Source organism: Salinivibrio proteolyticus (assembly GCF_027286365.1).
GTDB lineage: Bacteria > Pseudomonadota > Gammaproteobacteria > Enterobacterales > Vibrionaceae > Salinivibrio > Salinivibrio proteolyticus.
This window is the reverse complement of sequence record NZ_CP114584.1, coordinates 1,150,930-1,175,623: the sequence shown is the minus strand read 5'-3', so window position 1 is coordinate 1,175,623 and position 24,694 is coordinate 1,150,930. Positions and strand designations below refer to the sequence as shown.

The following is a 24,694-nucleotide window of genomic DNA, read 5'->3' as shown; positions in this document are numbered from 1 at the left end:
TTCTACCTCTGTACTCCCTGACAGCTAACGCCGCGCTCTGCGGCAAATTTGGAGCGCAGCGGAAAATTTGTCCGACAGAAGCGCCTTGTTAGTTGCGTTGAATGCCATATGCTCTGCGCCATTGGGTTCTAGGTTTACACTGGACATTCGTTAAATGCTCATTGAGATGATTCAGATTCCTTCCATTCCGCTCTACGAGCTTCCTACCTTTTACACGCTTATCGATTGTATTAAAGCATTCTGCGTAAAATGTTTTGACAATATCTGGCATGTTCGGCTTGTAGCCTTTTTCAACTTCCAAGAATCTACGGATGCACAATGCGACAAGGTCGGAAAGTTGGATCATTGGGTTTTTTCTAGAGTCAATTGGGTAGCTAAACTCGACTATCCATTTCACTTTTTGGTTGTTTGGGACTTCAAATCGCCTATTTTGGATGATTGCTTCAACACTTTCGTGATGCTCTTCTTTTTCGTCCAAAACAATCATACCGCGAGCCGACTGACCGAGATTCTCTTTAACGTGCCAGTTCATATAAGTAATTAGGTAGTCAAAAGACAGTAGGTATGGGTGATTGTTGTCATACACGGTTTCAAACGCACACTCCGCATTCACCAAAGACTCTTTCTCTAATGCGAAAAAATGGACGTGATGACCAAGCTCATCAATTAAACCAAGTAAGTCTCGAACAAGTTGTAATCTATCCTGAATAGGATGCCCGTCAAAAGGGCCTTCACCATTTGGTGATAGAAGTTCATTTGAATGCACCTCAAAACTCAGAGGCACATCACCATTGAAGTAATCTGAAATTATTCGATCAAGGCGCTCTTTAGTGTTATTCCACTTTTTGTCTGCAACGCTCAATCCAGCAAGTACAAATATTGGCTGCTGCGCATCCTGTAAATTAGCGCCGGTATCACCACTTTCGTCTAGGTAGAAAAAATGCACTCGATATTCTCCTTGTGCGAGCAACTAACGCCCGCAATCACGCGCTTGTCGCGTGAATTGCTTTGTTAGCATACTTCTTCAATGCTCATAGTTCTTTAAGTGATTCTCTTAGTTTATCCATAGTTTGAATTCCAAGTTCACTACTAACCCAACCGTACTGGTCGCCATGGAATCTAGGGAAAATATGCAAATGGTAGTGGTCGAGCTCGTTGAAATGAGGGGCCTCTCCATTGTTTTGCATAAAACCTATACCATCGGGATTGAACTTAGCTTCTATACGTTTATATAAATCTCTTGCAACGTCGGTGATCTCTAAAAACACAGACTCAGGCAGGTCAATGAAAGTACGGTATTGAGTCTTAGGACAAATTAAAATGTGTCCAAAGTTGATTGGGTCGTGGTCCGCAAAAGCTATAACTTGGTCAGATTCATAAACGATAACCGAGTCAATTTCACGATTAACAATTTGTTCGACTATCGTAGTCATCTGAACGCCTATCAAAGTATGCTAACGCAAAGCTAAGCGGCGCAGCATTGCTGCGTCCTTACTTAAGCGTCTTGTTAAATTGCTAAAACTTTATCCCTTGAGACGAATCGTGGATTACTAACAACGCCTCCATGCGATTTCTAACTTCTTCTGAATCTTTGACTGACTCAAACCAACTATCTACCGCATCAGCTATTTGATTACAGAATACATCTACTTGTAACTGCAACGTATTATTCGATTGATTGCAGTGAACATGAAACCCTTGCTTTGGAGTGATAAAGTGAAAATCCTCTAGCGCTTTTTGGGCACGCTGCTCTTCAATATTGGAGCCCCCCTCATGTAAATAACTGCATCTAAGCGCATAACAGTCTTCGCCATGAAGAAATACATGTGATTCTTTTTCTGCTCCAACTTCGCGGGTGTACTCTGGCTGCAACCACTGCTGAAACCAAGCTACATACCTAGCTTTAGAACCCATAGTAGGATTTTCAAGCCGACCACACACATCGGGTAATGTAAGAGCTGTTGATAGCGCTCCATACCAGTCTTGTGCGGCTATTGATTTTCTAATCGAATCTGTGAATCTGCGCATGTGTCATCCTTGCAATTTAACGCCAAATTAAGGTGTGAACAACGCTAACCACCTACCTAAAGCATTGTGCCATAAACACTAAACTTGCTTGAAGTGAGAGCGCCGCGCGTTGTGAATCACCCTTAAATTTTATTGTTATGCACGTCCACACTATTGCTCCCAAAGCACTTTTTCAAGATTTACAGCGATTGATAGAATATTATCAATTGCGGTTGCTATAGATTGAATATCGTACTCTTCACCACGAAACATGAAGATGTTTCTAGTAGGGTCGAACCACCTCATCATATCGGTAGCGTCCAGACCAACGATGGCGTTAGGTGGGCCAATCGTGTCACTAACAATATTTTTATTCGTACTATTATTTCGCCAATGATCCAACCTTTCATCATAATGCTCTAAATGATCACGTAATGCTCTGTTTTTAAGAGGGTTAGAGTCATCAACACCAAAGGCACTCTTTAGTACTCTTCCACGAACAACTTTGTCTATTGAAAGCAGTCTTTTCTCAAAATTTTCGTCAGTTTCATTTTTCTTTTGCTTTGGTGTAGGTGGCCAGAACATCCTAGAAACATTACTCGCATGAGTGAGGAGGCTATGCATTTGTCTAAAAACTTCTGAGTGAAAAAATGTTCGTTCTTCACTCTTTATGTCTCTGTTCCCAACCTGTTGAAGTGCGTTATTTAGGTACTGTATTGCAGCTAAGCAAAACTGACACTGCTTCTTTATTTCCCCAGCATAAACACGCTTTTCAAATGTATCCATTAGACCTCCTAAGTGCATAACGCCCTGTTAACAGGCAAAAATAGTTGGTTAAAATTAGCGACGAAGGAGCAAAACCAACTGTTTTTTGTCCTTGTTTAACAGCTTGTTATGTTTAAATTTCACACTGCTCTAGAGCTAATTTAAATTGTGAATCTATTATATATTTACCACTAGTTGATTGCGTAGAATTAGTACCAAACCCAATAATTCTCATTTTTAACTCTGAGCCTTTTTTCATTTGCTCAATTATCAGGTTTGCTTTGCCACCAGAAGTTGCCGTAAAAGGGATAGATATTTTTTGAACATTTTTCATTGTTGAATCTATAGTTGATTGCATAGCTTTTTGATCTATACCGTCAATATTTTTCATATAAGATAAATCTACTTTTTGAGCTGTGGATGCAGAATAAAATACAGGTGTTTCTGTATATGAAATTGTAATAGCTTTATTATTATCGATTCTTAGCTGAACATCACCGACAGGAATATTATAATCATTATGTACACCAAAAATTATTTCCCCGTCTATTTTTTCTATAAATGGATAATAATGAATTCCGCCTAGCCCTTTCGAAAAACCTTTACCAAAATCACTACCATAAACAACCTTGCATGATTTTTTATCTGTAAACTCATCAACTGAATTTTTTGCTGTCCATGAGGTAGAAGCACAACCAGTAAGAAAGATAGTCATTAAAGAAAAATAAAATTTATTCATGATTACACCAAAACTCCTTTTTAAACATAACATTGTATTAGTGCGCGCGCTCGATTTTCCCAAACCGTTATACGCGCCTTTTTTTATCTAACTACTTATGATTAAACACATTTTTAACGCACGAAGCAATCACCTTGTCTGCGAAAGTGTGCATGCCGCCTATCCCGGACAAAGCGTTCACACTATCCTCAAAGACGAATTTGTAACTCATTGATTATATTGAACTAATATTTTATCTTCCGGCGATAATGTGAATGTGTCTCGAAAAAGCGTGCACACTATTTGGCTTTCCTTACCGATAGGCTGTATGAATATACAGTCTAAGGTGGAGGAAAAAGATCATGACCAAAAGTCCGTTTATGGCAAGCCTTCAGCATGAGATTAGGCGACGAGGCTATGCGATCAAAACCGAGAAAAATTACTTGTACTGGGTGCGTCGATTTATCCTTTTCCATCATAAGCAGCATCCTACTAAGCTCAGTGACGAGGATGTAAAAACGTTTCTGTCTTATTTGGCGAATGCGCAGCAAGTTTCACCGAACACACAAAAGGTAGCGCTCAATGCATTAGCCTTTCTTTACAACCAGTTTTTAAACCAGCCGCTAGGTAAGATCGCGTTTAGTCCGTCCAAAAAATCGCCGCGAATTCCAATTGTGCTTAGTAAAGAAGAAGTGGCCAGAATTTTTACCCACCTTAGTGCAAGAGATAAGCTGATTTGTGGGCTTATGTACGGCAGTGGTCTACGCATCAATGAGTGCTTGAGGTTACGCATCAAGGATTTAGATTTTAATCATAACGCGATCAGTGTTCATAATGGCAAAGGTGGAAAATCACGCACGACCTTGTTGCCTAATCAATTGGCCGGTGAGTTACATACATTATGTGAAAGAGCTGTCGACATTCAGAAAGGTGATAATCAAAAAGGTATCGGACCGTCGATGCCTTACGCGCTAGATAAAAAATACCCCAATGCATACCGCAAGACAGGCTGGATGTTTATTTTTCCTTCTTACAATTATTGCCACCACCCAGTGTCTAATAAGCTTTGCCGACATCATCTGCATGATTCAAATGTGCGTAAAGCCTTAAGCCGTGCAGTGCAAAAGGCCGGTATCACTCATAAGCACGTTACCTGTCATACGTTTCGCCATAGCTTTGCCACACAGATGCTGTTGGCGGGTTACGATATTCGCACCATTCAAACCTTATTGGGCCATACCGACCTCTCCACTACGCAGATTTATACCCATGTGATCGGTCAGCAATTTGCAGGTACGACAAGCCCAATGGATTTGCTTTAACCCGAGTTTCCGCACCTAATTTAGGAATAAACCGCTTCGTATAACTGACCCAACAGTTTCAGCAATCGTAGTTGATGTTCTCGTACACCGGTAATGAAGCTCTGACCGTCGAGTTCGAGTGTGTCGATCCCTTCAAATTTTAAGAATACCCAACGTGCCGTCGGTTTAGTCGTTGTTTTGTTCTTCACCATGCTTGGGAAGAACGCTTCTGTCTTGTTAAGTTGCTCTCTGATTTTGTGCTCTAGACTTGCGTAAACAAGAAGGCTAAGCGTCATTATCATGAGCAGAGCCTCAATGCGTTGAGGTTTTTTTAAGAAGATCGAAGACGTTAAGAACTCGGGGCTTTTCAAAAAACGAAAGCCGCGCTCTACTTTTTGTTGGGATTTGTAATGTTCAAGCAATGCAGCCATGGTCAGATCCGCACTATCAGTATCGTTGGTAGCGAGGATAAACATACCCACTTTAAGCTTAGCCAGTTTCACTTTATCTAGATCGGTATAAGGCGTGGCATCAATAAAATAGCGATATCCTGTTGGCTTAGCTCCCTTTTTAGGGCGACCACGACCCGCATAGACAGCCTCTTTAATGATGGTTTTTTGTGCAAAGCCAATGAGGTGACATTGGCTTGCAAAGTCATCCATTGCCTGCTCGGCATCTATTGCACAAGCAAACTCTTTTTTCATAAGTTGGCCCAGGGCTTTCAGCTCTTTGGCGGCATTTTTATCTAAGTTCTTGTAGAACGTTATTTCTTCTCGCTTCGTCGCTTGCTCGCTATGAACCAACAACCATTTTTGAGTGACTGCGCCATAGTTAGCGTCAATCCAGCAACCTGAATAGCCGTTACCGATATGAGTTAACTGTTCAGGTCTAAGCGCCAGCAAGGCTTCTTTGGCAGACTTAATCGTCATTGGCACACGAGTAATGAATTTCTGTTTTTGTTCATCCAAAGAGCGAATGCTGTCTTCTGTATACAGGGCGGCATCGGCGATAAAATAGCGGCTATTTTGAGCCGCTTTTAAACAGTGAATATGCTTCTTAGTGACCTCAGAAAACGCCTTCGCATCATTGGTGTTACCACTGAGTGCTTGCATGTAAACAGGCAGGCCTGCTTGATTTTCACAAATCAGCTCAAGGACCACTTGGTTTAGCTCTGGACGGTGGTCTCGGCTGTAGCCTTTTACCAGTTTAATCGCATTGATATCGTCGTCTTGGGCGTATTCTCCATCAACATGAAAGCTTGTGATATCAAGATGGACAGAGTCCGTTTTAAGTCCCAGTTTATCAACAACATGCTCAGCAATCGCTTGATAAAGTGCGGACACATCCGCTTCATATAAAGCATCAAGCGTGCGCCCAAGGACATCATCCGTTAAATGGTGCGCTTCAATGTCTTTGGCTAGCAATTTGGAAACAGGCTTCGTTTCGAAAAAGTCGGAAAACATATGCAGGGTTCTACTGTGAAAACCCAGCCCATTTAGGATCATCGCTAAGACGGCATCACCATGTGAAACCTTGTGCTCGGAGTACTTAGGAATGATACGATCGATAATATCTGGTAAGCCAACTTCACGACAGAAAGCAGCGATTAGCCCTAGGTGATCGAGACGTTTGATGACGGGTTGAGGAGCAGGCATAGTAAGCGACCGTTAAATAACAGTAATAGATCAAAGCTGGGGATCACGGTCAAGACATATGTGACACTAAAAGCTGCAAATGATCGCTGGATCACACTATTTTAATTCATTAATTGGCTGCGGAATGACGGTTTAACGTCCACGCTACCGCCCTTCGGTTGGCGGCATCCAAAAGACCATGTGCGGGAGATATTTAAGGGACGTAGACTACCAGAGCATGAGAAAGGTGTTTAGACAGAGGCGTCTAAAATGTTGGCAATGTCAGGCAGGGTTTGCATGATTGCGAGGCAGAAAACGAAAAAAGCCGCTGATTTCTCAGCGGCTTTTCGGTATGTGGCGGAGGGATAGGGATTTGAACCCTAGAAGGGCTATTAACCCTTGCCGGTTTTCAAGACCGGTGCTTTCAACCGCTCAGCCATCCCTCCGGAACGCGGCGTATAATATGGGTTTCCCGTTGGCTTGTAAAGTAAAAAACCAACATTCGCGGTGCGTTTGGTCAGCTTTCAGCCAATAAGAAAGAGGCCAGCGTTAGGCTGGCCTCTTTGGTGTGTTTTTTAAACCGTTTTAGATGTTTTCGACATCAAATTCAACCACGGGGCTGATGTCTGCCTCGTAGTCTACGCCTTCAACACCAAAACCAAACAATTTTAGGAATTCAGCTTTGTATTCTTTATAGTCAGTCAGCTCACTGAGGTTATCAGTGGTGATTTGTGGCCACAAGTCACGGCAGTGCTGCTGAATATCGTCACGCAGTTCCCAGTCATCTAAGCGCAGACGGTTTTCGCTGTCTACCTCTGGGGCGCTGTTATCGTCTTTATAGAGGCGTTGGGTGAACATGCGATGGATTTGCTCCATGCAACCTTCATGGACGCCCTCTTGACGCATTTTTTTGAATACCATGGCGATATATAGCGGCATAACTGGAATAGCCGAGCTCGCTTGGGTGACCACGCTTTTCAATACGGCGACGTTGGCACTACCGCCTTTTGCCGAGAGCGTATTGTTCAGTGCTTTTGCGGCGCGATCGAGGTCCATTTTCGCTTTACCCAGCGCACCTTCCCAGTAGATAGGCCAAGTGAGCTCGGTACCGATATAGCTGTACGCGACGGTTTTGCAGCCTTCGGCCAATACACCAGCGTCGTTCAGTGCGTTAATCCAAAGCTCCCAGTCTTCACCGCCCATCACGGTGACGGTATCTTGAATTTCTTGCTCGGTAGCCGGCTCGACACTGGCTTCGATGATTTCATCTTTGTTGGTGTCAACGGCGGTTGAGGTATAGGTCTCACCGATTGGTTTGAGTGATGAGCGCACCAGCTCGCCGCTGTCAGGTAGCTTACGCACTGGCGAAGCCAGTGAATAGACAACCATATCGATTTGCCCCAAATCTTGTTTGATCAAATCAATGGTTTTTTGCTTAGCTTCATGCGAGAACGCATCGCCGTTCAGGCTTTTGGAATACAGGCCTTCTTGCTTGGCAAACTTGTCGAATGCGGCAGAGTTGTACCAGCCAGCGGTGCCAGGCTTTTTCTCGGTGCCTGGTTTTTCAAAGAACACACCAATGGTTGCCGCACCGCCACCGAAGGCAGCCGCAATGCGTGAGGACAAGCCATAACCGCTGGATGCCCCTACCACCAAGACACGCTTTGGCGCATTGGCAATCGGGCCTTGCGCTTTGGTGTAGTCAATTTGTTCTTTTACATTGGCTTCACAGCCGATCGGATGGGTGGTCGTACAGATAAATCCGCGAATTTTAGGTTTGATGATCATATTCAACGTCCCTCACAAAATTGAGGCTAAGGATAATTACTAACGCCGACCTATGCATCCCCTTTTGCGGAAAAATGACGAAAATATCCAGTGGTTGGAGGTGTTGCAGACAAGATTAGTGGACGAGATCGCGATCAGCGCCACCGAAATGGCGCAAAGACGCACTCTTAACGACGGCGGTTAAGCGGCCAATACATAAACCAAGAGGCATAAGGGTTCGGCGAGATGAATTTATCATTGTCTTGCGCGTTTTCTTTATTGCCACTTTGCTCCCACGCATTCGAGAAGATGTGTTGGCCCCAGTTAAACGCAATGTTACCGGTTAAGCCAAATTTAGGGCGTGTTGGGGTTGAGCTAGCGTCTGTATCTCGTGGTTGATGGATTTTACTCACAGTGACTTACCTCTTTAGTTCGATACGCTTGATCGATGTTGGCGTCTTGCCATCACGACACTGCAAAGGAACATAATAAGTAAAAAAGAGCAGACTTGCATCATTTATGTGATATTAGTCACACTGGTTGGTGCAGTCATAGTAAGCCGCTGTCTCATAAAAAAGCGCCTGCCGAAGCAAGCGCTTTTTGTCGTCATGGTGCGGTTTTCTTTGCAGTTAAGCCGCTTTGTTTGGGTTCGGCTTTTTAATCGCACCACCTTCTAGCTGGCTAGATGCAAACCATTCCGCTTTAAAATCATCAACTTGAACCGCATATGCACGTAGCGCATCAGCCTCAAGCAGTTTCTCTCGTGCTTGCGCGGTAATGATGTTTTGATCCACGGCCTGCTGTGAGCGATCAGCCAAGCTGGCTTTCCCGTCGATTTGCTTCGCTTTGGCGGCTTTGATCAACGCCTTGTCGGTATCGCGTGATTCCCACATTGCTACAAAGGCACGCTCCATCACGGCAACAGGATCTTCAGGCTTGTCACCCACATAGCAAATGTGTGTCCAGCGATCGCGATCCGCGCTCGGTGTCATCAGCTGCTCTGCAATTTGGTTAAGCAATTTATCCGATGGCATTTTGTAGTGCATGCCCAACGGGAAGAGAAGTACACGTAAGCTGCGACCCACACCGTTACGTGGGAAGTTATTAAATGCGCCATCAAAGGCTTTCGCACACTGAGCTAAACAGTATTGCAGCGCATAGTGCACCATTGGCAAATCAACACGCGGACGTCCTTCATCTTCAAAGCGCTTCAGTACCGCAGAAGCCATATAAAGATGACTTAACACATCACCCAAACGGGCTGAGAGCATTTCACGGCGTTTAAGCTCACCGCCGAGGGCCAACATGGCAACATCGGTGGTCACGGCCAATGCTCGGCTCATTCGTGTCAGATGACGGTAGTATTTCGCCGTTTCGCCACTCACTGGCGCGCGATTGGTCAGGGAGCCGGTTAGCGCGTTAACCAAGCCCAACACACTGTTTTTACTCGCGTGCCCGATGTGCTTAAACAGCAACTTATCGAACGCTTGCGCACCAGCCTCTTGGTCAGGGTTCGCCGCCGCTTCCATTTCTTTGAGTACATATGGGTGACAACGGGTCGCCCCTTGGCCAAAGATCATCAGGTTACGGGTCAAAATGTTAGCCCCTTCTACCGTGATCGCGACCGGAATCCCAAAGTAGTGATGGCCAATATAGTTAAGTGGCCCCAATTGGATTGCACGCCCAGCATGGATATCCATGGCATCGTTTAAGATGGTGCGCGCCAGCTCTGTCATGTGGTATTTCGAGATCGCGGTGATAATCGCTGGCTTCTCACCTTTGTCGAGCGCTGTGGTGGTCAACGTGCGGGTCGATTCGAGCAAATAGGTCAATCCGCCCATCCGTCCTAACGCTTCGGCGACCCCTTCAAAACGACCAATATGCATTCCGAACTGTTTACGTACATAGCTGTATGCACCCGTGGTTCGGCTAGCCAAATGGCCCACTGCCGTACCCAACGCCGGTAAGGAGATGCCGCGCCCTGCTGATAAGCATTCCACCAGCATCCGCCAGCCGCGGCCGACATAATCTTTGCCCCCGATCACCCAATCGATAGGGATAAAGACATCTTCGCCCTTGGTGGTACCGTTCATAAACGCCATGTTGAGCGGGTTATGGCGATCGCCAATTTCAACGCCGGGATGATCCGCAGGCACCAGCGCACAGGTGATCCCAAGCTCTTTTTTCTCGCCGAGCATGCCGTCAGGGTCGTCCAGTTTAAATGCCAGACCAACCACAGTGGCCACCGGCGCGAGAGTAATGTAACGCTTGTTCCAGCTTAAGCGAATACCCAGCACTTCTTTGCCCTCGTATTCGCCCATGCACACCACGCCACGGTCAGGAATGCTTCCCGCATCCGAACCGGCTTCTGGGCCTGTCAGGCCAAAACATGGCACTTCACGGCCATCCGCTAAGCGAGGCAACCAATAGTCACGCTGCTCTTGGGTACCATAGTGGGTCAGCAGTTCACCCGGCCCCAGAGAGTTTGGCACCATCACGGTCACTGCTGCACTTAAACTACGAGTGGCAATGCGCGATACAATGGTCGAGTTGGCAAGCGCCGAGAACGCGAGGCCACCGTATTCTTTGGGGATGATCAGTGAAAAGAAGCGCTCTTTTTTGAGGTATTCCCACACTTCTTCCGGCAGGTCTTTTTGCTCTTGAACGATTTTAAAGTCGTCGAGCATCGCCAGCAGCGTTTCCAGCTGGTTATCGATAAAGGCTTGCTCGTCTGCGGTTAACGATGGCTTGCCGTACTGGTGTAGGGTTTGCCAATCTGGCGAGCCGGAGAACAACTCACCGTCCCACCATACGCTACCGGCTTCCATCGCCTCACGCTCGGTCGCTGATAGCGGCGGCAGTACCTTTTTGAAGAAAGAAAACGCTTTATCACTAATCAGTGATCGACGCATTGACGTTTGAGAGCTCATGATTCAGGTCCTTTTGTTGATCATGGTTGCACTCTTTTTGGTGTTATTGTGCGACCAGAACGGGTTTTCACTTGGCACTTAGGGTGCCGCTTACGGGTTGTTACAACAGCGCGATGCACGGCTTAAATCCCATCGCTCTTTGACTGTCCCTTGCGCTTATTTTTTCGCCATCAGCCCAAAGGTAATCGTGCGTTACTCTGCGGCAAATGCCACGATGTTATCTTGCGACGCTTGTCTTGGTTTGGCGTTCATCCCTGCAGCTAGATACGGAATAAGTCGGTCAACGATCGCTTCTGAATCTAACGTGCGTCCAAAATCGTTTTCGGCGATGTCGCGCAATGCCTCACTCGACGCCATGGTGAAAATCGCCGCGCCCAAGGTGAAATGTAAGTGCCAGAAAACCGCTTCTGACGTAAGGTCTGGATTGGCTTTGCGTACCGCTTGGTTAAACAATGAGAGCACATGCTCATAGCGGGTGGTAATAAACCAACGCAGGTGCCCTTGTACATCGCTGTACCCACGTCCAATCAGCTGCATAAATGTCGCGGCGCCATGTGGGCGATACTTATCAAGAGCAAGCACAGGTTGTTTTGCACAGGCAAACACTTGCTCCATCGTACAATTGGGTTCACTGAGCAGCGCTTGCAGTTGCTCTCCGAGCGCGGGCATAAACGCCTCGAGATAACGGCTTAATACCGCCCGAACCAGTGATTTTTTATCCCCAAAATGGTAGTTCACCGACGCGAGGTTAACGCCCGCTTTGCCGGTAATCGTTCGAAGTGAGGTTTCCTTAAACCCATGCTCGGCGAAGAGTTGCTCCGCGGCATCCAGAATTTTTGCTTTGGTTTCGCCTCGTCCTGCCATTTTCATTCACCTGTATTAAACGCTTGTTTAACTTTATAACGCAACGTTGGGTTTAACAAGATAGAAACACACCATCATCACATGAGTAACATCACATTCCTGAATATCGAGCGCGGTAGGTTCAACGGTGCTATGAGCAAGATGCGTGGTAGGCACTGTTCCGAGCGACACTCGGCCATGTATTTGGGCGACTTACCGTGGCGAAAGGAGTCACTCGACACCGAGTAGCACAAGGGCAACGAATCGATAGCGTATGGTGGGTGGTAAAAATAGGATGGTGATTTCTGCCGCCAATCCCCGCTATGACACTGAATGTCGGGGGCAAAAGAGCAACGTCAATATGCAACGAGGAGAAAAAGGCGATTTTTTGTGCAAAATTGGGAACCCTTTCGCATTAATGGCGGTCACACTCTGTGCCACTGCTTTTTCTAGAAGACTTTTCTTCTACGCCCACTCGCTCGTTGCTTGTGGGCTTTTTTATGTGCGTGCACTCAATCAGCGCCGCATCAACATGCTAACTCGCCACGCTAAGTCGGTGACGAGACAAAAGAAATATTGCCATTCACCTCCTCTAATGCACAATTTTTGTGAGAAAAATCACGAATTAATCGCGTATTAATAAATAATTGCCACTTTTTCTCAACCTAAGGAACTTCTTCAATTTCGCCCAGTCCTAATGGGTGCATCGGTAAGAAATGCCTTATCTCCCTCAGCGATTGAGGGCGCATGATTTCTCTTTCTTTCCGACCTGCTGCTGCTTTTTCTACTCACTTTAGAGTTTGTTTGTCTCTACCTTTATTTTTTGCCCACCTTGTGTGGGCTTTTCTTTTTTTAGCGGCGCTAACCGCTTTTGACCTTTGCTTATTTATCTTGGGCTTATTTATCTTGGGCTCACTTATCTTCGCTCACCGTGTTTAATCAGGGCTAACAGCACCATTGGCAATCATTTGGTAGGGCGAGCCATATCGCAACGTCAAACCAAGGGCCTTTAACGTTTCTGAAGCATCAATCCATTTACCATCCCCCGTACTGACAGTAAATTGCGGCGGCATTAAGCCCATTTCCCGTGCTGCCCACGGATAATACGTCGCTTTAGGAGGATGAAGCTCTGCACACAGGTGAAAGGTGTGCCCCCATTGCTGCTGATGAATAATCGCAACAATAGTGCTAATCACATCCGCCCGGTGCACCAAATTGACCGGCTCATTGGCACCTGCCAAGTCGCTCCGTCCTGCCAATGTTCTCGACGGATGACGGTCTCCACCAATCAATCCGGCTAGACGCAGCACCGTCGAGGTATTACCGTAATGAGCGCGAAGGTGCGCTTCAATCGCGTGGTGAGCTTGTCCAGATGCAGTCTGTGGTGCCGGCGTCGAGTGTTCTGTCACCTGCCCTTTCAAATCACCATACACAGAGGTAGTGCTAATAAAGAGGACATGCTTAACCTCGGCGGCAAACAATGTGTCGATAAATGCGGTCATGGCCGCTTGATAGGCATTGAAGTCTGCGTTCCGCCGTCCGGCAGCAATGTTGATTACGACGATATCGCAGCCAAGTAAGGATGCCACGGAGGTGTAATCGGGTTTCATCACATCAAACGGCACCACGTCGCACCCAAGCGTCTCGCTGAGCGCCCGTGCATCAGCCGCATCACGCTTTGTCCCTACAACATGATGGCCCGCAGCCAGTAACTGTTTGGCCAAAGACGTGCCTAACCAACCACAGCCACAAATACCTATTTTAAAACCCGTCACAGTCACTCCTTTTGTTACGTAATTATTTTTCAATGTAATGGATAACAGCGCCGTTATTTCGCCTATTTTGGTCTATTATTTATTTCACGCTGTAAATATATTCCGTGATCCTGAAAGGAAATAACCAAAAGCGTGAATGGCGACAAAGTTTTCATGCTCGAATGGTCATAATAATGTCATTAGCAGGCGCGAGAAGATAGACTAAATGCCACGAAACGGTAGTCAAAAACCGTGTTGATATACGTAGTTAACATCGAATTTGGATCGTGGATAACGTCACGATTGTTTTACATTCTGGTCACGAACTTAAGCGGTAACTCGAATGAATACTCTGGAAAAAATACAAAAAAATCTCGAAAACTTCAGCAAATCTGAAAGAAAAGTTGCTGAGGTGATTGTTGCCTCACCACAAACAGCGATCCACTCTAGCATTGCCACACTGGCTAAGATGGCGGATGTGAGTGAGCCAACCGTGAACCGCTTCTGTCGCCGACTCGACACCAAGGGTTTTCCTGATTTTAAATTGCACCTTGCACAAAGCCTCGCGAACGGGACACCTTACGTCAATCGTAACGTAGAAGAAAACGATGGTGCTGACGCTTATACCGCTAAAATTTTTGAATCCACCATGGCCTGCTTGGATGTCGCGAAAAACAGTATCGATACTCACCAAATTAATCGCGCGGTGGATTTACTGACCCAAGCCAAAAAGATCGCCTTTTTTGGCCTCGGTGCTTCGGCGTCGGTTGCGCATGACGCACAAAACAAATTTTTCCGCTTTAACATCCCCATTGTTTGCTTCAACGACATCGTAATGCAGCGTATGAGCTGTATTAACTGTAACGATGGGGACGTCGTGGTGGTGATCTCGCACACTGGCCGCACCAAAAGCTTGGTCGATGTGGCAAACTTAGCGCGTGAAAACGGCGCGACGGTTATCGGCATTACCCAGCGTGACTCACCGCTGGATAAAGTGTGTTCACACACCATTCAGCTTGATGTCCCGGAAGATACCGACGTCTATATGCCCATGGCGAGTCGCGTCGTGCAAATGACCGTCATTGATGTGCTAGCGACTGGCTTCACGCTTCGCCGCGGTCCCGGGTTTAGAGAAAACTTGAAACGTGTGAAAGACGCGATTCGCGATTCACGCTTTCACAAAGAGTCGTTGACTTAATACGCAGGAGTGCCCACGGCACTCCTTTTTTGTGTCACACGATCGACGCTTTCCCTGCGCTACACTGGATGCAATGTGCTCGGTTGCACGTTGAGCTTCATGATATTTTTGCTGTTGCACCTCACTATCCAGGTCTATGCGCGGTCTGGGCGTAGCCCAATGAAAACAGGAGTTAAACATGTCTGCAAAACTGAGAAGAACCAAGATAGTTACAACACTCGGCCCTGCCACTGATAAAGATGATGTGTTAGAAGCAGTGATTAAGGCAGGCGCAAACGTAGTTCGCCTCAACTTTTCTCACGGCAGTGCAGAAGATCATATTAAGCGTGCCGAACAGGTACGAGCCATTGCGGCCAAATTAGGTCGTCATGTCGGTATTTTAGGCGACCTACAAGGGCCGAAAATCCGTGTATCGACCTTTAAGGACGGAGCAATCCAACTGGCCGTTGGTGATAAATTCACCCTAGACGGTGACTTATCACCGGGTATGGGTGATCAAGATGCAGTCGGCCTCGACTACAAAGCGCTCCCTCAGGATGTGACCAATGGCGACATCCTGTTGCTTGATGATGGCCGAGTTCAACTCAAAGTGTTGGCGGTAGACGGCGCGAAAGTGCATACCGAAGTGACGGTCGGTGGCAAGCTGTCGAACAACAAGGGCATCAATAAAAAAGGGGGCGGTCTATCGGCGCCGGCATTGACTGAAAAAGATAAACAAGACATTCATACTGCCGCCAAAATTGGCGTGGATTACTTAGCGATTTCATTCCCACGCAACGGTCAAGATATGAATTACGCGCGTACCTTGGCCCGCGACGCAGGTCTTGAGGCGCGATTGGTTGCCAAAGTTGAGCGTGCTGAAACCGTGGCAAGCGAAGCCAGCATTGATGACATCATCGAAGCATCAGATGTCGTGATGGTGGCACGTGGCGATTTAGGCGTTGAAATTGGCGACCCTGAATTGGTGGGGGTCCAAAAACAATTGATTCGCCGCGCCCGTAGCATGAACCGTTTGGTGATCACAGCAACTCAGATGATGGAGTCGATGATTTCGGCGCCAATGCCAACGCGTGCGGAAGTCATGGATGTGGCGAACGCCGTCCTCGACGGAACAGATGCCGTCATGCTCTCTGCGGAAACCGCGGCGGGACAATACCCCGTAGAAACCGTTCGATCAATGGCCGAAGTCTGTATGGGGGCGGAAAAAATGCCGTCCGTCAATGTGTCGAATCACCGTCTGGATCGTCAATTTGATAGCCAAGAAGAAACGGTTTCGATGGCGACCATGTATGCGGCGAACCATATGAAAGGGGTGAAAGCCATGGTCTCGTTGACCGAGTCGGGCCGAACCGCCTTGATGATGTCGCGTATTTCGTCAGGTATACCTATCTTCGCGCTCTCACGTCACGAGCACACACTCAACCGTGCCGCGCTGTATCGGGGGGTCACACCGGTGTACTTTGATAGTGATAGCGGAGCCGGCCTGCAAGTCGCCGAGCGCGCGCTGAAAACCCTCAAAGAAGGTGGCTTCTTGGATGAAGGGGATCAGGTCATTATGACCCAAGGTGACCAAATGGAAGTGATCGGCTCAACCAACACGATGCGTGTCCTGACCGTGAAATAATTGAGGCTTTCAGCCATGACCAAGGGCGCTGCGGCGCCCTTTTTCGTCACCAACCGTTAGCCAAGAGAGGTCGCGTTTTGCGTGCTCTCAGGACGAGGTGGCTGCCAACGCGGATTAATGTGGGCCATTAAGATATGATCTTCCCAGTGTCCGTTAATCAGCAAATAATCGCGCGCACGCCCTTCGCGCTCAAACCCAACCGCTTCTAACACCTTGGCACTTTTTTCATTTTTCGGCATATAAGAGGCGCAGACGCGATGCATATTCACGTTATCAAACAGCCATTGGTTGGTGGCTGATAACGCGCGCCGCATAATTCCCTGCCCTTGAGCGAGCTCATCTAATGAGTAACCCACAGTGCATGAGTAAGACGGATACTGCATCATGCTGGTGTAAGAGATCACGCCTAACACCTGCGGTGAGGTTGGCTTCGCGATTAAAAAGTAATAAGCCAACTGGTGTTTTTGCAACTCCATCAATTGCAATACGCGGCGTTTCCAGCCCTGCTCGGTATAAAAACCATCGGTGCGTGTCGGCTCCCACGGGGTCAAGAAAGTGCGATTACGTTGGAAGTATGGAACAATACGCGTCACGTCTTCGTGACAGATCGCATCAATCCGTAAATCATCGACAATGATACGCGGGAAACGGCTTATACTGGGATCAGACATTCTGTGGTTCCGAACGATTATGTTTTTTGACTGCATGACAACACCGCTAGGGCAAATCAGCTTATTAGCGGACGAATACGGACTAAGACAGCTGACCTTGTCGGTGTATCATCCCTTTGAGCCCAGCCGTGAGTGGCAACATGACCCAAGAGCACTCCACCGCTACAAAACGCAGCTGTTCGAGTACCTCTCAGGGCAACGGACTGAATTTTCACTGCCCTTGTGCCCGGAAGGCAGCCCGTTTCAATGTCGTTTGTGGCAGCAAATACAGCAGATCCCCTACGGTGATACCTGCACCTACCGAGAATTAGCCGCTGCACTGGGCGAGCCACATATGCTCAGTGCTGTATCGATGGCATGCAACATGAATCCGATTCCCATCATCATCCCTTGCCATCGTGTCCTTAACGAGCACCACCAAGTGGGTGATTACCGTTATGGCGCTGAGCTCAAGCACGCCTTGTTGGCACTTGAGCAAGGCGAGCCCCTAGAGGGGCCCGCTTAGTTCGCGTCGAGTTGACTACTTTTTGCCAATCCCGTAGTCACGCAGCTTATTCGCAATCGCGGTATGCGACACGTCCAAGCGTTTGGCAAGTTTTCGGGTCGACGGATAACTCCGATAGAGATTATTTAAGATCCCTGATTCATACCGCTTCATGATTTCATCCAGCGAACCATCCAATGACTCTTCACTGATGAATTGGGTATTTTCTATCTCTGGTAACTGAACGTCGTCGATCGTCATCACTTCTGCATCAATTTGAGTCATGGCATGAAGCAAAATATTGCGGAGCTGACGAATATTACCCGGCCACGCATAATGGGTCAGGTAATCAGCCAGCGCGTTATCAATTCGTGGCTTAGATTGGCCTAAATCGGCGGCGAACTGTTTGATAAATAGTTCAGCCAAAGGCATGACGTCCGCGGTACGCTCGCGCAAAGGAGGCACGGTCAACGACAAGACATTAAGCCGATAGAACAAGTCTTCACGGAATTGCTGCGCCGCGACCAGTTCAGGCAGATTCTTTTGTGTCGAGCAAATCACGCGGACATCAACGTGCATTTCACGCTCTTCGCCAACGCGACGGAAGGTGCCATCTTGCATAAAACGCAATAGTTTTACTTGCAGATGACGGCTCATTTCGCCGACTTCATACAAGAAAACCGTCCCGCCATCAGCTTGCTCAAGGATCCCTTTTTTGGCTGTGCCGCCGTTTTCCGCCGCCGCCATACCAAATAATTCAGTTTCGGCAGCGTTATCTGGCATAGACACACAGTTGACCAATAAGAACGGCTTATCCGCACGCAGCGAATGGCGATGACAAGCCCGAGCGATCATCTCCTTGCCGGTACCCGTTTCACCTTGGATTAATAATGGCGCGTCGAGCATGGCAAGCTTTTTCGCTTGACTAATCAGCTGTTTAAACTTGTTAGATTGGCCTACCAAATGCTCAAAACCGTGATCGCTAGGGGTACGGAACACGGTTTGTGGCGTATTGTTCATTGCCACTTGCTTGAGCTGAACAACGGCGCTGACCAGCACGGGCTGATCACTCTCATCGTTAATGTGAACCGGCATCACTTCCATCAGAAAGTCGAGCCCGGCCATCACAACCATGCGGCAACTTTGGCTTGCTTCTTCTTTTTCTAACCAGTGAGAAAATTGAAAATCAGGGAACACACTGTTGGCGTGCTCGCCCACTAATTGATGCTCGCTTGAGCTAATCAAATCCAGTGCCGCTTTATTGGCCATATCGATATAACCATCGAGGTTAATCGAGAACACAGGATCAGTCAGACTTTCGAGCAGAGCGCGCAGTTCACGGTGCTCGCGTTCGGCAGGCAGAAACTGGATTTTACGCACATCGGTCACGCCTGAAATCAAACGGATTTCAGACATTAGTTGGCTAAAGGCTTCGAATTCAATTTCAGGGCAATTGAGATAGATAATGCCGACTTGGTCGATCTCGATACCACGCAGGTCGATTTCACGTCGTACCAAGATATCGAGTAGTTCGCGCGTTAGCCCGATTCTGTCTTCACAACAGACTTTCAGTCTCATAATGGATTCCTGTAACTTGACAGTGATACCCAATACCGGCTCGTCACATCGTTGGATGAGTGGGTTAAAAAAACGGCACTCATCAGTCAGTTAGGTAAGAGGTCAAACAGTTTATCTGTCGGAGCCGAATTAGCTGTCAGGATAAGTTGACACTGAAGCGGAGTTTGAGCGGGTTGGCGGAAACAGTCAAGCCCTGATGCGATTTTTGCCACCTGATATCACGTTTGTAGCACACTGTCCGTTTGGGTAAATTTTTGATTATAAAATTGAATTACCTAACAGATCTGAGAGTCTGTCGCGCCCTTGGCGTCGCGACGAGTCCGCGGCCAAGGGCGACCCATTACGACGCTGAGCGTTCAGCTTTGCCCAAAAGCCGTTTAACTAACTCGCGACGAAGTTGTGACAAACTCGGAGCGGGCTGTCCATGCCAAGGCAGCGGACGCATTAAGGTCATGGTTTTAAGACCCAAGCGTGCCGTCAGCAGCCCAATCCCCAAGCCTTGCGCCACACGTCCGGAGACGCGACCGGCCATGTTCACCGACAGGACATCAAATCCCACATCGGTCATCGCCTCACTGGCGCCTGCCAAAGCCATATTAGTTAGCACCATTTTTAGCAAGGTGAAGCGTGCTTTGACACCCAATTGAATACCGTAAATCTGCGCAATCCGTGTCATTAGATGCAAGTTGCGCCAGGCCACCAGCAACATATCGGCAATCGCAAGTGGGCTGACCGCAACCATAAGTGCCGCTTCTTGCGCGTATTTGGTCACTAATAACCGCGCGGCTTTATCTTGGTCGGTTAACACATTTTGCTCATACAGTGCCAACACTTCGCCATCGTTATGCGTGGCCGAGATTTGGCTTTGCCAGTGGGCAAACCCTGCAGTATGGGTTTGCTGTGTGCGCTCAGCCAGCGTCCGACAAAAGGTCTCTCCCTGCCCAACCGACTCAGAAGCCAGTAATTGCTCGGCATGTTGGCGGGTTTGCTCGCGCTGCACTAACTTACGCATGGCTCGCCATTCACGGCCCAGCACCGCAAGCCCAGTCGCGGCCACCGCCACCAACAAGCTTTGCCACGCTAAACTCAGCCAATCTTGCGACTGCCACGATTGGTACACACTCACACCGGACTGCACAACCGCCAAGAGTACGCCAAGTAACACTAGAAAAGGCCACACACGGCGACGCGTACGCTTAGGAGTCAGCGTCGTTTCCAGATCCGATTCGAGTGTCGACGTGGATTCAGGCAAAAAGTCAGCCTGTGCATCAAATTCAGTACGGTGTTTCACATCATGAAAAGCACTCGCCTCATCATTATCGCCATGATGAGTAAACGTCTGCTTGGGTTTATATTGCGTCATCTCACCCTCTCTTATCGAAATTTATCGCCGAGCAAATAGTCGAGCGCTTTGTCCATACGGATGTGTGGCAACGGCGCATCTAATGGCACATGAGGTGGCCTAAATGATGGAAAATCAAAGCCTTGATGTTGCCAAAAATCCGCATCAGGGAGTTGGTTTGGTACATCGCCCGGATACAGTGTCACTCCCGAGCCGTCGTCTAATTCGCCTTTCAGTGCAGCGTGTTGGGTGCCTTTAACATCAACGAAACCGGGCGTCGTTGCCGCCACGGATGCGACACTTTGGCAGCGCATCTCTATGCCTTCGAAAGCCGCTTGTTGCCATGCTTGGTGGACAATTTGTTGCAGTAAGCTGACCATATTCGGATGTTGTTCGGGCGTAACGTGATCGGCTTTGGTTGCCGCAAACAAGACTTTATCGATCCGCGGGGAGAACAGCCGTTTGAGCAACCCAGATTTACCATATTTAAAGCTCTGCATTAATTGCTCAACCGCCAAACGCATATCGTGAAAGGCATCCGGCCCCACATTGAGCGGCTGCAACGTATCGACCAAGATCACTTGGCGATCGATCTTAGCGAAATGCTCGCGGTAGAACTGAGCCACCACGTGCTCACAATAATAGTCGTAGCGTGCCTTGAGTAAGCCATAGTTGGTGTGCTTGTCCGCTTTGGCTTTGATATCGTCAGTTAATGCCCCCATCCAAGGGAAGAACTGCACGACCGGCGCGCCGGCTAATTCACCGGGTAACACGAACCGTCCCGGCTGAACCCAATGTAAGCCACCATGCGCTTTGCAAGCATGCAAAAACTCAGTAAAGCTTGCCGCGACCTCTGCCAATTGTTTTTCATCTGCCGGCGCAAGCGGGTCCAATTGAGCCGCTTTCGCTTGCCACACCTTGGCAAGTTCCGCGCGTTTCCCCGTTAACATGCTGGTCTGCTTTTGCGACCACTGGGGATAACTTTGGCTCAGCAAGGGTAAGTCCAACAACCATTCGCCCGGATAATCGACAATATCGACATACAAGGTAGCCATGTCATTCAACGCGCGCATGGCGGCAGATTGAGGGCGATAGCGCACGGCCACTCTCACTTCACTCACATCTCGCGTTGGCGAGGGCCACGTCGGCGGTGTCATTTGCAGGGCATGCATGGCGTTTTCATAATCAAACGCGGGAAGATGCATGTGAGGGTGTGGCTCACGACGTGCGCCCAGCGCCCGCCCTTGCTGCACCAGTTGCAGTAACGGCAAGTTTGGCTGGGTGCCTAAATGGGTCAGCTGATTAATGAGTGAGGTAATAAACGCGGTTTTACCCGCGCGAGATAAACCGGTAACGGCGAGACGCACATGACGGTCAGCCCCGCGGCTTACCCACTGCTTTACGCGCCTTTTCACTGATGGCATCGGTTAGATTGACTCCTTTATGACCACGCTGTCCCGAGAGGAATCCGATGGGACAGCGTGAATAGGTTCTGTGTAGCTGTTAAGTCATAAACGCTTTACAGCTTTTTAAAGGCTTGGTCGACATTGAATGCCGAGGAGGTGACATAAGCTTCCATCTGGCCAACTTTTGCTTCCATCTCGCTAAACTCGCGATCGAGATCCGCAATCAGTTGGCTCGCCGGCTTTCCCGATTGCCACGCCTTTTGTTTCACTTGGTGTTCAGGCTGCGGTGTCGCATCGGGTTGTTCATCAGGCTGGGTCGGCTTTTTATCGAGGATCAACATCGCAGCGATATACGCGACAATCACAAAAAAGCCAAAACCAATCAGAAACGCAGAAACCGTCAAGATACGCACCAACCAGGTTTCCATGCCAAAGTAATTGGCAATGCCAGCGCACACACCGCCAATGCGTCCATTTTCCGGGTCACGATACAGGGTTTGACTCATGCGCGTTGCCTCCATTGGGGTGCTTCAGCATCGAGCAAACGCTCGAGGTTATCCACACGGGTTTGCAGCTTTTCAGCACGCTGCGCCAGTGATTGCAGCGTTTCATAATCTTGTCCACTCAAGCCTTGCCCAATTTGACGCTTACTACGATAGTGCAGCATCAGCCACAACGGGGCGACAAATAGCAAGAAAATCGCCAGTGGTATGCCTAAAAAGAATGATGACATGTTCGCTCCTATCGTGGTTGTTATTGCTTATCGTTCATTTTGGCTTTTAGTGCCGCCAATTCTTTTTCAATTTCATCTTGAGCTTGCAGATCGGCAAACTCATCTTCGAGTCGCTTGCCTTTGCCCATTTGATAGCTGTCCGCTTCCGCTTCTAGTTCGTCAATACGACGCTCATATTGTTCAAACTTTGCCATTGCCTCATCAGCACGGCCGCTTCCTAAGTGGCGACGCACGTCACGGCGATTTCCGGCGGTTTCACGTCGAATAGCCAGCGACTGCTGACGCGCGCGGGTATCCGTCAGTTTGGTCTCAAGGGCGGCGATTTCACCGCTCAGCTTATCGACACTCTCTTCGATTAAGCTTAACTCTTCTTCCAGCGCGACTTTGATATCATGCGCTTTTTGTTTTTCGATTAATGCTGCTCGCGCCAAATCTTCCCGATCTTTTTGCAGCGCCAAGGAGGCTTTATCTTGCCATTCTTGGAGCTGGCGATTGACGTTTTCAATCTTACGCGCCACTTCTTTTTTATCCGCGAGCGCTTTCGCGGACGATGTGCGTACTTCGACCAGCGTGTCTTCCATCTCTTGAATAATAAGACGGATCATTTTTTGTGGATCCTCTGCCTTATCTAACAGCGAATTCACGTTAGCATTTACGATGTCAGCGAAACGAGAAAAAATACCCATCATAGACTCCTTAATGATGCACCAAAGCAGTAAATTACATGCTCATTGTGCCTGATTCGTCTGAGCGCCATCGCTCAGCCATAGTTTGCTAGCCAATGTATAATCAACTAACGTGCCAACTTTTTAATCTTTATATTTCATACACTTAAAATTTATTGCATCCTGCCATCAAACGCGCCATGATGAATAAAACCACTATTTGGTAAAAATCGCCATGCGTGAACAAGACAATTTAATCGGAGAATCCGATCGCTTTTTAGCCGTGTTGGACCACGTCTCGCGACTCGCGCCATTAAATCGTCCCGTGCTGATCCTTGGCGAGCGCGGTACCGGCAAGGAGCTGATTGCCCAACGCTTGCACTACTTATCACATCGCTGGTCTCAGCCCCTCGTCAGTTTAAATTGCGCCGCATTAAGTGAAGGTCTTATCGATTCTGAGCTGTTTGGTCACGAAGCGGGCGCCTTCACGAGCGCCAAAGGGCGTCATGCGGGTCGCTTTGAGCGTGCCGAAGGTGGCACCTTATTTTTAGATGAAGTCGGCACCGCCCCCTTGGGCGTGCAAGAAAAGCTCCTTCGCGTGATTGAGTATGGCGAATATGAGCGTGTGGGAGGATCTCAGCCCAAGCAGGCGGACGTGCGCTTGATTTGTGCGACCAATGAAGACCTTCCTGCGATGGCAACGCGTGGGGACTTCCGGCCTGATCTGTTAGACCGCCTTGCGTTTGACGTTGTCCATCTGCCGCCACTGCGTGAGCGGCGACAAGATATCTTATTACTCGCCGAGCATTTCGCTCTAAAAATGGCGGTCGAGTTAGGCTATAGCTACTTCGCCGGTTTTTCTGCCCAAGCCCAAGCACAGCTACTTGCCCACCCTTGGCCTGGCAATGTACGTGAGCTTAAAAACAGTGTGGAACGCGCCTTGTATCGCCACAATGATCCCGATACGCCGGTTGAATCACTGTGTCTGGACCCGTTCACACCACCTTGGCAAGCCGAGATGATCTCGCCACGTCAAACCAATGCGGCGGCCGACAACCAAGGCGGGACGCTCCCTGCGTTACCGGTAGATTTGCGGGAGTGGCAAACCGAGATGGAAAAGGCCATGCTGATGGCGGCGATGACACAGGCCAAATATCATCAAAGAAAAGCCGCGCAGTTACTCGGCCTCAGCTACCATCAACTCAGGGGGCTGTTACGGAAACACAATGTGGGCAACGACGAACAATGATGTAAGCCAATACGTACATCACTGG

The 24,694-nt window shown here is 48.3% G+C and carries 24 protein-coding genes and 1 tRNA gene; 6 read left to right on the top strand and 19 right to left on the bottom strand.

Features of this window, described 5'->3' with window-relative positions; translation table 11 throughout:
* Window positions 1-88: 88 nt before the first annotated feature.
* From N7E60_RS05645 to N7E60_RS05625, 5 genes are all read right to left on the bottom strand, one after another.
* A complete protein-coding gene (locus N7E60_RS05645) occupies window positions 89-946 on the bottom strand; it encodes a DUF3800 domain-containing protein (RefSeq protein ID WP_269598336.1) in 858 nt (285 codons plus the stop codon).
* Between the two features lie 85 nt (window positions 947-1,031).
* The gene (locus N7E60_RS05640; RefSeq protein WP_017636213.1) at window positions 1,032-1,433 is read right to left on the bottom strand and encodes an HIT family protein; all 402 of its coding nucleotides are present in this window, start codon (window positions 1,431-1,433) and stop codon (window positions 1,032-1,034) included.
* 82 nt (window positions 1,434-1,515) lie between these two features.
* Window positions 1,516-2,028, bottom strand: a complete 513-nt coding sequence (locus N7E60_RS05635) for a hypothetical protein (RefSeq protein ID WP_269598335.1) — start codon at window positions 2,026-2,028, stop codon at window positions 1,516-1,518.
* A gap of 150 nt (window positions 2,029-2,178) precedes the next feature.
* Entirely contained in the window at window positions 2,179-2,793 is a 615-nt protein-coding gene (locus N7E60_RS05630) for a hypothetical protein (protein WP_269598334.1), read from the bottom strand.
* Between the two features lie 112 nt (window positions 2,794-2,905).
* Window positions 2,906-3,511, bottom strand: coding sequence for a hypothetical protein (locus tag N7E60_RS05625; protein ID WP_269598333.1), 606 nt, complete (start codon window positions 3,509-3,511; stop codon window positions 2,906-2,908).
* Between the two features lie 341 nt (window positions 3,512-3,852).
* Here N7E60_RS05625 and N7E60_RS05620 point away from each other — a divergent pair, with 341 nt between their 5' ends.
* Window positions 3,853-4,812, top strand: coding sequence for an integron integrase (locus N7E60_RS05620; protein WP_269598332.1), 960 nt, complete (start codon window positions 3,853-3,855; stop codon window positions 4,810-4,812).
* A 20-nt stretch (window positions 4,813-4,832) separates the two neighbouring features.
* Here N7E60_RS05620 and N7E60_RS05615 read toward each other — a convergent pair whose 3' ends face one another.
* The 6 genes from N7E60_RS05615 to N7E60_RS05590 all read right to left on the bottom strand — a co-directional run bounded on the left by N7E60_RS05615 (window position 4,833) and on the right by N7E60_RS05590 (window position 11,986).
* Window positions 4,833-6,446: an IS1634 family transposase gene (locus tag N7E60_RS05615; protein ID WP_269597877.1), complete on the bottom strand. Its 1,614-nt coding sequence runs from the start codon at window positions 6,444-6,446 to the stop codon at window positions 4,833-4,835.
* 334 nt (window positions 6,447-6,780) lie between these two features.
* Window positions 6,781-6,871, bottom strand: a tRNA-Ser gene (locus N7E60_RS05610).
* A gap of 139 nt (window positions 6,872-7,010) precedes the next feature.
* Window positions 7,011-8,213 carry an enoyl-ACP reductase FabV gene (gene fabV / locus N7E60_RS05605; RefSeq protein WP_077455154.1) on the bottom strand — a complete coding sequence of 401 codons (1,203 nt, stop codon included), beginning with the start codon at window positions 8,211-8,213 and terminating at the stop codon, window positions 7,011-7,013.
* A gap of 167 nt (window positions 8,214-8,380) precedes the next feature.
* A complete protein-coding gene (locus N7E60_RS05600) occupies window positions 8,381-8,605 on the bottom strand; it encodes a hypothetical protein (RefSeq protein WP_077640765.1) in 225 nt (74 codons plus the stop codon).
* A gap of 216 nt (window positions 8,606-8,821) precedes the next feature.
* On the bottom strand, window positions 8,822-11,122 hold the full coding sequence (locus N7E60_RS05595) for an acyl-CoA dehydrogenase (protein ID WP_269598331.1): 2,301 nt from the start codon (window positions 11,120-11,122) through the stop codon (window positions 8,822-8,824).
* Between the two features lie 192 nt (window positions 11,123-11,314).
* Complete coding sequence (locus N7E60_RS05590; protein ID WP_077640767.1) at window positions 11,315-11,986, bottom strand: TetR/AcrR family transcriptional regulator; 672 nt, start codon at window positions 11,984-11,986, stop codon at window positions 11,315-11,317.
* A 253-nt stretch (window positions 11,987-12,239) separates the two neighbouring features.
* On the opposite strand from N7E60_RS05590, the gene N7E60_RS05585 reads away from it, so the two are divergent.
* Window positions 12,240-12,605: a hypothetical protein gene (locus N7E60_RS05585; RefSeq protein ID WP_269598330.1), complete on the top strand. Its 366-nt coding sequence runs from the start codon at window positions 12,240-12,242 to the stop codon at window positions 12,603-12,605.
* 295 nt (window positions 12,606-12,900) lie between these two features.
* Here N7E60_RS05585 and N7E60_RS05580 read toward each other — a convergent pair whose 3' ends face one another.
* Window positions 12,901-13,740, bottom strand: coding sequence for an SDR family oxidoreductase (locus tag N7E60_RS05580; protein WP_269598329.1), 840 nt, complete (start codon window positions 13,738-13,740; stop codon window positions 12,901-12,903).
* A 322-nt stretch (window positions 13,741-14,062) separates the two neighbouring features.
* Between N7E60_RS05580 and N7E60_RS05575 the strand changes: the two genes are divergently transcribed.
* Together N7E60_RS05575 and pyk are read left to right on the top strand one after the other, a co-directional pair.
* A complete protein-coding gene (locus tag N7E60_RS05575) occupies window positions 14,063-14,917 on the top strand; it encodes a MurR/RpiR family transcriptional regulator (RefSeq protein ID WP_069588909.1) in 855 nt (284 codons plus the stop codon).
* A 178-nt stretch (window positions 14,918-15,095) separates the two neighbouring features.
* Window positions 15,096-16,541 carry a pyruvate kinase gene (gene pyk / locus N7E60_RS05570; RefSeq protein ID WP_269598328.1) on the top strand — a complete coding sequence of 482 codons (1,446 nt, stop codon included), beginning with the start codon at window positions 15,096-15,098 and terminating at the stop codon, window positions 16,539-16,541.
* A 56-nt stretch (window positions 16,542-16,597) separates the two neighbouring features.
* On the opposite strand, the gene N7E60_RS05565 is transcribed toward pyk, so the two are convergent.
* Complete coding sequence (locus N7E60_RS05565; protein ID WP_269598327.1) at window positions 16,598-17,212, bottom strand: GNAT family N-acetyltransferase; 615 nt, start codon at window positions 17,210-17,212, stop codon at window positions 16,598-16,600.
* Between the two features lie 34 nt (window positions 17,213-17,246).
* Between N7E60_RS05565 and N7E60_RS05560 the strand changes: the two genes are divergently transcribed.
* Window positions 17,247-17,717, top strand: a complete 471-nt coding sequence (locus N7E60_RS05560; RefSeq protein WP_269598326.1) for a methylated-DNA--[protein]-cysteine S-methyltransferase — start codon at window positions 17,247-17,249, stop codon at window positions 17,715-17,717.
* A gap of 15 nt (window positions 17,718-17,732) precedes the next feature.
* Here the strand turns inward: N7E60_RS05560 and tyrR are convergent, their stop codons facing one another.
* The 6 genes from tyrR to pspA all read right to left on the bottom strand — a co-directional run bounded on the left by tyrR (window position 17,733) and on the right by pspA (window position 23,441).
* Entirely contained in the window at window positions 17,733-19,274 is a 1,542-nt protein-coding gene (gene tyrR / locus N7E60_RS05555; protein ID WP_069588901.1) for a transcriptional regulator TyrR, read from the bottom strand.
* 340 nt (window positions 19,275-19,614) lie between these two features.
* Window positions 19,615-20,637 carry a YcjF family protein gene (locus tag N7E60_RS05550; protein ID WP_269598325.1) on the bottom strand — a complete coding sequence of 341 codons (1,023 nt, stop codon included), beginning with the start codon at window positions 20,635-20,637 and terminating at the stop codon, window positions 19,615-19,617.
* Between the two features lie 11 nt (window positions 20,638-20,648).
* The gene (locus N7E60_RS05545) at window positions 20,649-22,040 is read right to left on the bottom strand and encodes a YcjX family GTP-binding protein (protein ID WP_269598324.1); all 1,392 of its coding nucleotides are present in this window, start codon (window positions 22,038-22,040) and stop codon (window positions 20,649-20,651) included.
* A gap of 95 nt (window positions 22,041-22,135) precedes the next feature.
* Window positions 22,136-22,528, bottom strand: coding sequence for an envelope stress response membrane protein PspC (gene pspC, locus N7E60_RS05540; protein ID WP_069588895.1), 393 nt, complete (start codon window positions 22,526-22,528; stop codon window positions 22,136-22,138).
* Window positions 22,525-22,755: an envelope stress response membrane protein PspB gene (gene pspB / locus N7E60_RS05535; protein WP_069588893.1), complete on the bottom strand. Its 231-nt coding sequence runs from the start codon at window positions 22,753-22,755 to the stop codon at window positions 22,525-22,527. Before pspB ends, pspC begins: the two co-directional genes overlap by 4 nt.
* Before the next feature lie 20 nt (window positions 22,756-22,775).
* Window positions 22,776-23,441: a phage shock protein PspA gene (pspA, locus tag N7E60_RS05530; protein ID WP_069588891.1), complete on the bottom strand. Its 666-nt coding sequence runs from the start codon at window positions 23,439-23,441 to the stop codon at window positions 22,776-22,778.
* Window positions 23,442-23,655: 214 nt separating this feature from the next.
* Between pspA and pspF the strand changes: the two genes are divergently transcribed.
* The gene (gene pspF, locus N7E60_RS05525) at window positions 23,656-24,669 is read left to right on the top strand and encodes a phage shock protein operon transcriptional activator (protein ID WP_069588890.1); all 1,014 of its coding nucleotides are present in this window, start codon (window positions 23,656-23,658) and stop codon (window positions 24,667-24,669) included.
* The last annotated feature ends 25 nt before the right edge of the window (window positions 24,670-24,694 follow it).

Bases quoted from the DNA above. Each gene is read 5' to 3' on its own strand.
- N7E60_RS05630 (WP_269598334.1), bottom strand. From the start codon at position 2,793: ATGGATACATTTGAAAAGCGTGTTTATGCTGGGGAAATAAAGAAGCAG.
- fabV (WP_077455154.1), bottom strand. From the start codon at position 8,213: ATGATCATCAAACCTAAAATTCGCGGATTTATCTGTACGACCACCCAT.
- N7E60_RS05625 (WP_269598333.1), bottom strand. From the start codon at position 3,511: ATGAATAAATTTTATTTTTCTTTAATGACTATCTTTCTTACTGGTTGT.
- N7E60_RS05550 (WP_269598325.1), bottom strand. From the start codon at position 20,637: ATGACGCAATATAAACCCAAGCAGACGTTTACTCATCATGGCGATAAT.
- N7E60_RS05565 (WP_269598327.1), bottom strand. From the start codon at position 17,212: ATGTCTGATCCCAGTATAAGCCGTTTCCCGCGTATCATTGTCGATGAT.
- N7E60_RS05635 (WP_269598335.1), bottom strand. From the start codon at position 2,028: ATGCGCAGATTCACAGATTCGATTAGAAAATCAATAGCCGCACAAGAC.
- N7E60_RS05575 (WP_069588909.1), top strand. From the start codon at position 14,063: ATGAATACTCTGGAAAAAATACAAAAAAATCTCGAAAACTTCAGCAAA.
- N7E60_RS05620 (WP_269598332.1), top strand. From the start codon at position 3,853: ATGACCAAAAGTCCGTTTATGGCAAGCCTTCAGCATGAGATTAGGCGA.
- N7E60_RS05595 (WP_269598331.1), bottom strand. From the start codon at position 11,122: ATGAGCTCTCAAACGTCAATGCGTCGATCACTGATTAGTGATAAAGCG.
- pspB (WP_069588893.1), bottom strand. From the start codon at position 22,755: ATGTCATCATTCTTTTTAGGCATACCACTGGCGATTTTCTTGCTATTT.
- N7E60_RS05560 (WP_269598326.1), top strand. From the start codon at position 17,247: ATGACAACACCGCTAGGGCAAATCAGCTTATTAGCGGACGAATACGGA.
- tyrR (WP_069588901.1), bottom strand. From the start codon at position 19,274: ATGAGACTGAAAGTCTGTTGTGAAGACAGAATCGGGCTAACGCGCGAA.
- N7E60_RS05615 (WP_269597877.1), bottom strand. From the start codon at position 6,446: ATGCCTGCTCCTCAACCCGTCATCAAACGTCTCGATCACCTAGGGCTA.
- pspA (WP_069588891.1), bottom strand. From the start codon at position 23,441: ATGGGTATTTTTTCTCGTTTCGCTGACATCGTAAATGCTAACGTGAAT.
- pspF (WP_069588890.1), top strand. From the start codon at position 23,656: ATGCGTGAACAAGACAATTTAATCGGAGAATCCGATCGCTTTTTAGCC.
- N7E60_RS05545 (WP_269598324.1), bottom strand. From the start codon at position 22,040: ATGCCATCAGTGAAAAGGCGCGTAAAGCAGTGGGTAAGCCGCGGGGCT.
- N7E60_RS05585 (WP_269598330.1), top strand. From the start codon at position 12,240: ATGGTGGGTGGTAAAAATAGGATGGTGATTTCTGCCGCCAATCCCCGC.
- pspC (WP_069588895.1), bottom strand. From the start codon at position 22,528: ATGAGTCAAACCCTGTATCGTGACCCGGAAAATGGACGCATTGGCGGT.
- pyk (WP_269598328.1), top strand. From the start codon at position 15,096: ATGTCTGCAAAACTGAGAAGAACCAAGATAGTTACAACACTCGGCCCT.
- N7E60_RS05590 (WP_077640767.1), bottom strand. From the start codon at position 11,986: ATGGCAGGACGAGGCGAAACCAAAGCAAAAATTCTGGATGCCGCGGAG.
- N7E60_RS05640 (WP_017636213.1), bottom strand. From the start codon at position 1,433: ATGACTACGATAGTCGAACAAATTGTTAATCGTGAAATTGACTCGGTT.